The organism is Candidatus Komeilibacteria bacterium CG_4_10_14_0_2_um_filter_37_10 (assembly GCA_002793075.1).
Taxonomy (GTDB): domain Bacteria; phylum Patescibacteriota; class Patescibacteriia; order UBA1558; family UBA1558; genus UM-FILTER-37-10.
In genome coordinates this window covers 7347-15756 of sequence record PFPO01000091.1, presented here as the reverse complement: position 1 = coordinate 15756, position 8410 = coordinate 7347, and the positions used below count along the sequence as shown (strand labels likewise).

Sequence of the window (8410 nt, the reverse complement as noted above, 5' to 3'; positions counted from 1 at the left end):
TCAACTTTGATTCCGCCCTTGCTACCACCAACCGGAATATTAACCACCGCCGTCTTGATGGCCATCCATAAAGCCAAAGCCTTCACTTCGTCTAAATTAGCCTGGGGATGAAAGCGAATACCACCCTTAAATGGTCCGCGCCAGTTGTTGTGTTGAACGCGGTAGGCTTCAAATTTTGCTGTTTGACCGTTGTCTAATTTAATACTTAATTGTTTACGGATAACACGAACTGGTTTTTTTAATTTATTTAAAATGTTCGTTTTCATTCCCAACTCTTGGGCGGCCTGAGATAGTTGTTTAATAGCGTTATTTAATGGATTCATATTATTTTAAATTATCCAATTTTTCTTTTAATTTACTCTTGTCTTGATAACCAACTAGCTGTTGGACTATTTGTCCGTTTTTAAAAATAAACATTGTTGGTATGCTCATGACCTGATACTGTTGCGCTGTTGTTTGGTTGGCGTCAACATCTAGTTTTACGATCTTAATTTTGCCCTCGTATTCTTTGCTGAGCTCATCAATAACCGGTGACATCATTTTACAAGGACCACACCAGGTTGCATAAAAATCAACAAAGACTGGTATTTTGGCTTGCAATACCTCCTGTTGAAAATTTTGATCAGTTACGTGTTCTGCCATAAATTTATAACGTTAATATTAATTTTTTATCTCTGCTAAATATTTAATAACATCAATCGCCGCCTGACAACCACTACCAGCGGCGGTAATAGCCTGACGATAACGATAATCGGCAACATCACCAGCGGCAAAAATTCCCGCTACCGCTGTTTTGTCATAGTCGCTAACCGCTACATAACCGCGGGCATCAATCGCTACTAAATCTTTAATAAAATGAGTGTTTGGTTGATGGCCAATTGCTAAAAATACACCATCCAATTCAATTTGCTCTTCTTCTTGTGTTTGGTTGTTGATCAGCCGTAGGCCAGTTACCTTATCGTCACCGTAAACTTCCTTTAATTCTGCATTATAATACCATTTTATTTTAGGATTATTAATGGCTCTGGTCAGCATTATTTTACTGGCTCTTATTTTATCTGGGGCGGATCTTACGATTAAATAAACTTCGCTAGCAAATTTAGTTAAAAAATTCGCTTCCTCCATGGCGGCGTCACCAGCACCAACAACCGCAACTCTCTTGTCACGAAAAAAGAATCCATCGCAAGTAGCACAGGCTGACACACCATGACCGCGCAATCGCTGTTCACTGGGTAAACCCAACCACCTAGCTGTAGCGCCCGTGGCTAAGATAATTGTTTTAGCTAAATACTCAGCTTGATCAGTTTGTACTTGAAACGTACCTTCTTCTACTTTAATAATTTTTTTAACTGTCTCTATGATTACTTCGGCGCCAACGCCACTTGCTTGCTTTTTCATTTTCTCCATCAAGTCTGGACCAGTAATACCTTCGGGAAAACCAGGAAAATTTTCTACCGTTGTTGTTGTTGTTAACTGCCCACCAATCTCGGAGCCAGCAAAAACAATTGTTTTTAATAAGGCCCGTGCTGCATAGATAGCTGCCGTATATCCAGCTGGACCAGAACCAATAATTATAACATCATAAATATTTTTCATAATTTAAGATTTAACAAATCTATTTAATAAAGTTTCCAGTTTCTTCTTATCGGCGTCTTTTAATTTTAAACAGTTTGTTTCTTTCTGTAAAATTAAAACACCTAGTTGATTTAGTGCGGCCTTAATAGCAGAGAGTTGTATTAAAACATCTTCACAATTTCTGCTGTTAGTTAACATTCCTTCTAAACCATCTAGTTGGCCCCGGAGCCGACTAAAACGATTTTTTAAATTTGCCTCTACCATAAGTTTATATACCCCCATGGGGTATTATACTTTAAATAAATTTTTCTGTCAAATAGTCCTCTTTTGCTATTATAAACCATTCCTCTTACCAATTGAAAGATAAGTAAATAAATCATTACAACGACAAGTTTTACTTAATTCTCTTAGCTAAACTTGTAATAAATGATTAAACAAAAACATTCACTTGGTCTGAATCAAAGGTACTTTGATGAAGAAAAGTGAATGTTTTAAGAGGAGCCCCGTCAAAGACGAAATAAAACCATTCACTTGGGTTCGATCCGCCAGAGGCGGAGCGGATTAAGTGAATGGTTTAAGAGGAATAATTTATTGAACGGCGGAGTGGATCGAGCTAGACTCGATACACGCAGCTGTGAGATAAATTATGACGTGGTGGACCCGACCGGACTTGAACCGGTGACCTCTTGCATGCCATGCAAGCGTTCTAGCCAGCTGAACTACGGGCCCAAATTTGTTAAAGCACAACTATTTTATCCTAATTCTGTGTCTCAGTCAATCATAGCGTCAATTGTTCCATGTGGAACATTTATTAATTATACAAATTAAGTAATTCCAATATTTTTTTAATGGTCACGAAACCGTAACCCCACAAAAGCGGTAACCATAAAGGCATTAAACCAAATAAACTATTGCGATTAAACTCTTCTACGCCCGTGCATAAACAGGTACTCACTAAAGAACATGGCAATTAAACCTAAAATTAAGACTAATAAGTCTTTTCTAGTGTTTTTAATGCTAAACATTATACCCATTAACACAATATAGCTGATCGTTAATAAATAATCATTTTGAATAATTGGAATTAGACCAATCATTAGAAGTATTGGTAATAAGATTAATGTCAGTTGTGTTACTGCTTGGCTATTGATTTTAGTCATAAAATCTTTATTAGTACAGTTGGGTTTTGGTGGACTCAGGCGGATTCGAACCGCCGGCCTCTGCAATGCGAATGCAGCGCTCTACCAACTGAGCTATGAGCCCATTAGAAAGTGTATTAACTAAACTATTAACGTATCATGTTTCGATACTCTAACCTCGTCCAAAGGACGATCAGCCTCTGGCTGAAACTGAGCTATGAGCCCGCATTAAGCCACTGAGTGACTATTCCTGTTCTAATTCCTTTTCTAATTCTTCAAGTTCTTTTCTTCCTTGATTTAATGCATTCTCTGCTACCTGATGCCATTCTTCGTACGTTTCAACGGATTTTTTCATTGCTTCATCCATTAAAGGGGCTAATTTTTCAAAAATAATTCTCCCTGAGTCCTCTCTGTTAGGGTTCGCATTGAAAATATCATCCGTTTCCTTCATTATTCTATCTACTTCATTCTCCGCTGCTCTCATTTCTCAGTATTTTTGATCAATTAAATTTTCTGGGGTTATTTGCTTTTCAATTTTGAATTGTTCGCTCATAATTTTAGTAGTTAATTATTATAATTTAATTAATAAGTATAAAATCCTGTATTTTGCTCTATTCTGGTGCCCCGGGCAGGAATCGGACCTGCATCTAGACGTTAGGAGTGTCTTATTCTATCCATTGAACTACCGGGGCGTAATTTGTTAAACCGTTGTCCCGCCTCTGGCGGGATCAGCCCTTGGCTGAAACTACCGGGGCGTAATTTATAACCCCTGGGGTGGGTTACTATAAATCATAAATTGTTCCACGCGGAACAATTTATTAATAATCATTAATTAACTACGATAAATAAGCAATAATATGCGTCGCAAAATTATAAAATATAATCTGCCAGCTGCATTATAATTGCTGCGTCGCTATCTACTAGGCGTAAAGTTACCATTGATGCTACTATTAATAGCACCAGGCTCAAAACTACTATCAGATCTTTTTTATTATTAACTTCTGTCATATAATTGTTATGCTTTATTTAATCAAGGTATAATATAATATATTTATATTGTTTTGTCTAAATATTAAAAATTAACTTATGTTTAAAGACGATAACCCAGCCAAAGATATTAAAGTTGCTGATACGATTATTGGCTCATCGGTGAAAGTTGAAGGTGATTTTATTAGTGATCACGACATTATTATTGATGGTCAGGTAATTGGCAACATAAAAACCAAAAATAATCTAAAAATAGGTATCTCGGCTGTTGTTAAAGCGGAAATAACCGCTAAAAACGCCTATATTTCTGGCTCAGTTACTGGCAACATTAATATTATGGAGAAGCTTTACTTAACAGAAAAGTCGGTAATAAAAGGTAACGTCAAAGCCACTGTTTTAACTATCGAACAAGGTGCTAAATTTAATGGTCAGTGCCAAATGGTTGATCTTAATGCGCCGGTGGTTGAAGAAAAGAAAAAATAAGATCTACATCTAATGTATTTTTACATTTACGACAATTTTTTAGCGGATAAAAAATACCAAACTCAATTATATAAGATTGAAAATCGTTTGGTTGATCTTGGAATTAAGGGGCGAACCAATCGCATGACGCTACTTAAAAACATGTCGGAGGTTGTTAACGATGGTATTCGGCAAGGCGCAAAAACTATCGTTGTTATTGGTAATGATAGTTCATTTTCAAAAATAATAAACTTAATCGTTGATCAAGACGTTGTTCTTGGCTTAATACCTATCGATGGCAATTCAAAAATCGCGCGACTACTCGGCATGCCAGCTGGCGCTGCTGCCTGCGAAGTTTTAGCGCAAAGAATAATAAAAAATTTAGATCTGGGGTTAGCTGGTAAACAATATTTTCTTGACTCGGCGTCTGTTGAGGGCGAGCGTGTTAATATTAAATTTAATAATTGGACTATTCAAAACACTGATGCAAAACAAAAAATTTCTTTTAATAACTTGGGCGTGCTCAGCAATGTAAATAAAAATATTTGTGCTTGTGATCCTACTGACGGCCGCTTGGAACTTGTAATAGAGGAGCCGACTTCGTTTTTTAAATCACCGAGCAAACCAACGATCATAAAATTTTCTCATGTCCTAATCGAGTGCACCAACACGTCTTCCTTTTTGATTACCGACGAGAGTACAAAATTAAAAATGCCACTTGTTATCCAAGTGGCTTCACGTCATCTCAAAGTAATAGTCGGATCTGGTCGTTTGTTTTAAACTATGCTTTAATCTCTTTCTTACCGAATACTAGATACTGCTGCAAAATAGTTAATACTGTTGTTATGGCCCAGTATAAAACCAAACCGCTAGGCAAGGAGAGACCAATAAAAAAGGTAAAAATAGGCATAAAATACATCATTTGCTTAGTCATAGCATTGGTTATATTCAGCGGGCTGCCGCTGTTTTCTTTTGGTTCTTTTTCGTCTTCCTTTCCTTTTAGCTGCATGATCATTTTTGCTTGCCAGTACTGAAAAAGTCCTGCTAGTATAGCCAGGACTGTGTTTGGCTGGGCCAGATCAATCAATCCCAGAAACAAATAATTAATTGTTCCCGGGTCACTGACGAACGAGTAAAGCAATTCAAAGTTTGTGTGTCCCAGGCCATTACGAAAGACTTGGTAGACTGCTATTAATATTGGTAACTGAATTAATAAAGGCAAACACGATGAAGCGGGATTTATTTTTTCCTGCTTATACAATTCCATCACAGCGCGTCCATAAGTTTCTTTGTTGTCGCCATGCTTTTTCTTCAGTTCGTCCATTTTTGGTTTCAATAACTGTAATTTCTTTTGTGACTCAATAGAAGATTTTGAAAGTGGATACAAAATAACACGAATTAAAATGGTGATAATAATAATTGACCAACCAAGATCTTTAACCGGTATTATGTTATACAAAAAAATCAACACATTTAATAATGGTTGAAATAAAACAAGGTTGTAGATGTTTCCTAACATTTAATTTCTTTATTTTAATGGGTCGTAACCACCAGCAGATCGCGGATGACAACGAATAATCCTTTTACCGGCTAAAAATAATCCCCTGGCCGCTCCATATTTTTCAATAGCTTGTTTACTATACTCGGAACATGTCGGTCGAAACTTGCAAACGCCAAATGGAAACGCGCCTTTAATAAAGCCGTGGTCTGGAGACAATGTTTTTTGATAAACATTAATAAATCCAATAAAAATACTTTTAATCATTGCGTTACTATTTTTGCCCTCACTAAAAGCGTTGATAATTCTTCTTTTAGTTCACGGTATGGTAAGTCGAGGACGATCGCTTTTGGTACAACAACAAAGTCCATTTTTTTATTAATTTGCTTTCGTAAAGAAATAATAACCGATCGTATTCTTCTTTTAATTCTGTTACGCTTAGTTGCTTGTTTAAATACTTTTTTAGAAGCAACTATTGTATAACGGTAATCGGTGTTCTTACTATTAACCGAGCACCTAATCATCATATTCCTTGAAAATAACGGTTTTTTTCGTAAAATCGCTACTATTTCCTTTTCTTTGGCGAGACTATTTTTCATCACTACTGGTCAGCTTTTTTCGTCCTTTCTGCTTTCGTCTTTTTAATACCTTTTTTCCTTCTTTGGTTTTCATACGCTTGCGCCAGCCATAATCCTTGGCTCGCTTTCTTTTTTTCGGTTGATATGTTCTTTTTGGCATAATATTTATTATTAATAATAGGATCAGTTTAACAACTTTAGTCAAAATTGTAAAGTCATAATTGTTATCTACTTTTTATTAACAACATATAAACACTTTGTTCATTTCCTGTGTATTTTTTAATTTGCTTTGCTGTGCTAAAATGAAACCACCTTCATACCTAAATATTTAAGAGCAAAATAAAAATGATTAGTGAACAACTTTGGGAATCGGTTTTGGGAGAATTGGAGCTTACCATCTCAAAAGCTAACTTTACTACCTGGTTTAAAAACACCTTTATTGTTTCTCTAGATAATGATAGTGTTGTCATCGGTGTACCAAACGCCTTCACTAAAGCGTGGCTAGAAAATAAGTACAACGTTCATATTATTAGTGCCCTAAATAAGAACTGTTCTTCTAAAATTAATAACATCCTCTATAAGGTTGTTGCTCGTGGCCCGATTAGTACTGAGGTAGGGAAAGCCGTTATCGCTCCGCCGACGGCAATTGATCAACCAAAAAACGAACCGGTTGCTGGTCAGTCTGGCTTTGGACTTAATCCAAAATATAAGTTTGAAAGCTTCATCGTCGGTCGTGGCAATGATTTGGCAACTGCCGCTGCTAAGGCCGTCGTTGAAAGGCCAGGCGAGGTTTACAACCCACTATTCCTTTATGGTGGCGTCGGTTTAGGAAAAACTCATTTACTACACGCAATTGGTAGTGGAATTTTGGCAAAAAACCCCAAGGCTAAAATCGTTTGTATTAATAGTGAGCATTTTGTTAATGATTTTATTAATTCCATCAAAAGAGGAATGACTGATGATTTAAAAAGGCATTATCGTTCAGCTGATGTTCTTTTGATTGATGATATTCAATTTATTGCTGGGAAAGAGCAAACGCAAGAAGAATTTTTTCATACTTTTAATGAACTACACCAAAAGAACAAGCAGATTGTTCTCACTTCTGACAGGCCACCCAAAGCGATTGCGGAAATAGAACAGCGCTTAATTTCCCGTTTTGAATGGGGTATGATCGCTGACATCTCAACGCCCGACTTGGAGACTAGATGTGCGATTTTAGAGTCAAAATGCGCGGAAAGGGGCTTTAGTATTTGCCCGGAAATCATCGCTTATATTGCTGAAAATGTACAAAACAACATCCGTGAGCTAGAGGGGGCGCTAAATAGAATCATTGCCTATCATCAATTAAACAATACTTCGTCTTTGTCACTGGATATTGTACAAAACGTCTTAGGATCACTTTCTTTAAGTGTTAAAAAAAGCGGCCTGACACCAAAAAAGATAACCACTAAGGTTGCTGACTACTTTGATATTTCTACGGCCAACCTCGTTGGTATTTCTCGTCGCAAAGAGCTCGTAGTGCCACGACAAATAGTTATGTGGCTAATGCGCGAGGAACTAAAAAGTTCTTATCCGTCCATTGGGCAGGAGCTTGGCGGCAGAGACCATACAACAGCAATCCACGCCTGTAATAAAATTGAGAATGAGATGAAAATTAATAGTAAATTAAAAAGTGACATTGATTTAATAAGACAACAGCTTTACGCATCATAACTCCTGTTATTGACTGTATATATTGTGTAAAAACCTGTTAACCATAGCCTCGGCAATTGTGAAGAAACTCGGTATAAATATTTCGCTCGCCAAATCATTAACACTTTATTAAATTATTACCCCAGACGTATCCGATTAATACCCACCGCCAACTAGTTAAAATTTTTGTTTATTTAAAAGAGTTCTTAATAGTTACTAACATATACACAGCCCCTTATTAATACTATTATTAAATTTATTAATATATTATATAAAGATAATGAGAATAATTTGCACACAAGAAAATTTAAATAATGCTTTGTTGATAGTTAATCACTTAGCTACCAAAAACGCTAACTTACCAATTTTAAGTAATGTTTTAATTAGTGCTAAGGAAAACGCAATAAGCTTTTCCACTACCAACTTGGAAATGGGTATCAAAGCACAAATTCGTGGTAAGGTAGAAAAGGACGGCGCCT

At 36.4% G+C, this 8410-nt stretch carries 13 protein-coding genes, 3 tRNA genes and 1 pseudogene (1 of these 17 running past the window's edge); 4 read left to right on the top strand and 13 right to left on the bottom strand.

Annotation, left to right across the window (positions count from 1 at the left end; translation table 11 throughout):
• The 9 genes from COX77_04845 to COX77_04805 form a co-directional block, all read right to left on the bottom strand.
• The coding region (locus COX77_04845; GenBank protein PIZ98382.1) for a glutamate dehydrogenase at positions 1 to 323 on the bottom strand (323 nt) is incomplete at its 3' end.
• 1 nt (position 324) lies between these two features.
• Positions 325 to 642: a thioredoxin gene (trxA, locus tag COX77_04840; GenBank protein PIZ98381.1), complete on the bottom strand. Its 318-nt coding sequence runs from the start codon at positions 640 to 642 to the stop codon at positions 325 to 327.
• Between the two features lie 18 nt (positions 643 to 660).
• Positions 661 to 1596, bottom strand: coding sequence for a thioredoxin-disulfide reductase (gene trxB / locus COX77_04835; protein ID PIZ98380.1), 936 nt, complete (start codon positions 1594 to 1596; stop codon positions 661 to 663).
• Positions 1597 to 1599: 3 nt separating this feature from the next.
• A complete protein-coding gene (locus COX77_04830; protein PIZ98379.1) occupies positions 1600 to 1857 on the bottom strand; it encodes a hypothetical protein in 258 nt (85 codons plus the stop codon).
• Between the two features lie 370 nt (positions 1858 to 2227).
• A tRNA-Ala gene (locus tag COX77_04825) sits at positions 2228 to 2304 on the bottom strand.
• Positions 2305 to 2492: 188 nt separating this feature from the next.
• Positions 2493 to 2735 carry a hypothetical protein gene (locus COX77_04820; protein ID PIZ98378.1) on the bottom strand — a complete coding sequence of 81 codons (243 nt, stop codon included), beginning with the start codon at positions 2733 to 2735 and terminating at the stop codon, positions 2493 to 2495.
• A gap of 27 nt (positions 2736 to 2762) precedes the next feature.
• Positions 2763 to 2838, bottom strand: a tRNA-Ala gene (locus COX77_04815).
• Between the two features lie 120 nt (positions 2839 to 2958).
• Positions 2959 to 3198, bottom strand: a complete 240-nt coding sequence (locus COX77_04810) for a hypothetical protein (protein ID PIZ98377.1) — start codon at positions 3196 to 3198, stop codon at positions 2959 to 2961.
• A 133-nt stretch (positions 3199 to 3331) separates the two neighbouring features.
• Positions 3332 to 3406: transfer RNA gene (locus tag COX77_04805), tRNA-Arg, on the bottom strand.
• A 394-nt stretch (positions 3407 to 3800) separates the two neighbouring features.
• Between COX77_04805 and COX77_04800 the strand changes: the two genes are divergently transcribed.
• On the top strand, positions 3801 to 4184 hold the full coding sequence (locus COX77_04800; GenBank protein PIZ98376.1) for a cell shape determination protein CcmA: 384 nt from the start codon (positions 3801 to 3803) through the stop codon (positions 4182 to 4184).
• Positions 4185 to 4196: 12 nt separating this feature from the next.
• Entirely contained in the window at positions 4197 to 4943 is a 747-nt protein-coding gene (locus tag COX77_04795) for a hypothetical protein (GenBank protein ID PIZ98375.1), read from the top strand.
• A gap of 1 nt (position 4944) precedes the next feature.
• Here COX77_04795 and COX77_04790 read toward each other — a convergent pair whose 3' ends face one another.
• From COX77_04790 to COX77_04775, 4 genes are read right to left on the bottom strand one after another with little or no spacing between them, the layout of a single operon-like run.
• Positions 4945 to 5682 (bottom strand): hypothetical protein, encoded by a 738-nt coding sequence (locus COX77_04790; GenBank protein ID PIZ98374.1) that lies wholly within the window; start codon positions 5680 to 5682, stop codon positions 4945 to 4947.
• Positions 5683 to 5691: 9 nt separating this feature from the next.
• Positions 5692 to 5925 carry a membrane protein insertion efficiency factor YidD gene (gene yidD / locus COX77_04785; protein PIZ98383.1) on the bottom strand — a complete coding sequence of 78 codons (234 nt, stop codon included), beginning with the start codon at positions 5923 to 5925 and terminating at the stop codon, positions 5692 to 5694.
• Entirely contained in the window at positions 5925 to 6260 is a 336-nt protein-coding gene (rnpA, locus tag COX77_04780) for a ribonuclease P protein component (protein PIZ98373.1), read from the bottom strand. The genes yidD and rnpA overlap by 1 nt, the downstream gene beginning before the upstream one ends.
• Complete coding sequence (locus tag COX77_04775; protein ID PIZ98372.1) at positions 6250 to 6399, bottom strand: 50S ribosomal protein L34; 150 nt, start codon at positions 6397 to 6399, stop codon at positions 6250 to 6252. The genes rnpA and COX77_04775 overlap by 11 nt, the downstream gene beginning before the upstream one ends.
• Before the next feature lie 185 nt (positions 6400 to 6584).
• Here COX77_04775 and COX77_04770 point away from each other — a divergent pair, with 185 nt between their 5' ends.
• Together COX77_04770 and dnaN are read left to right on the top strand one after the other, a co-directional pair.
• Positions 6585 to 7952 carry a chromosomal replication initiator protein DnaA gene (locus COX77_04770; GenBank protein PIZ98371.1) on the top strand — a complete coding sequence of 456 codons (1368 nt, stop codon included), beginning with the start codon at positions 6585 to 6587 and terminating at the stop codon, positions 7950 to 7952.
• A gap of 259 nt (positions 7953 to 8211) precedes the next feature.
• A pseudogene (gene dnaN / locus COX77_04765) lies at positions 8212 to 8410 on the top strand (DNA polymerase III subunit beta); it runs 803 nt beyond the window's last position.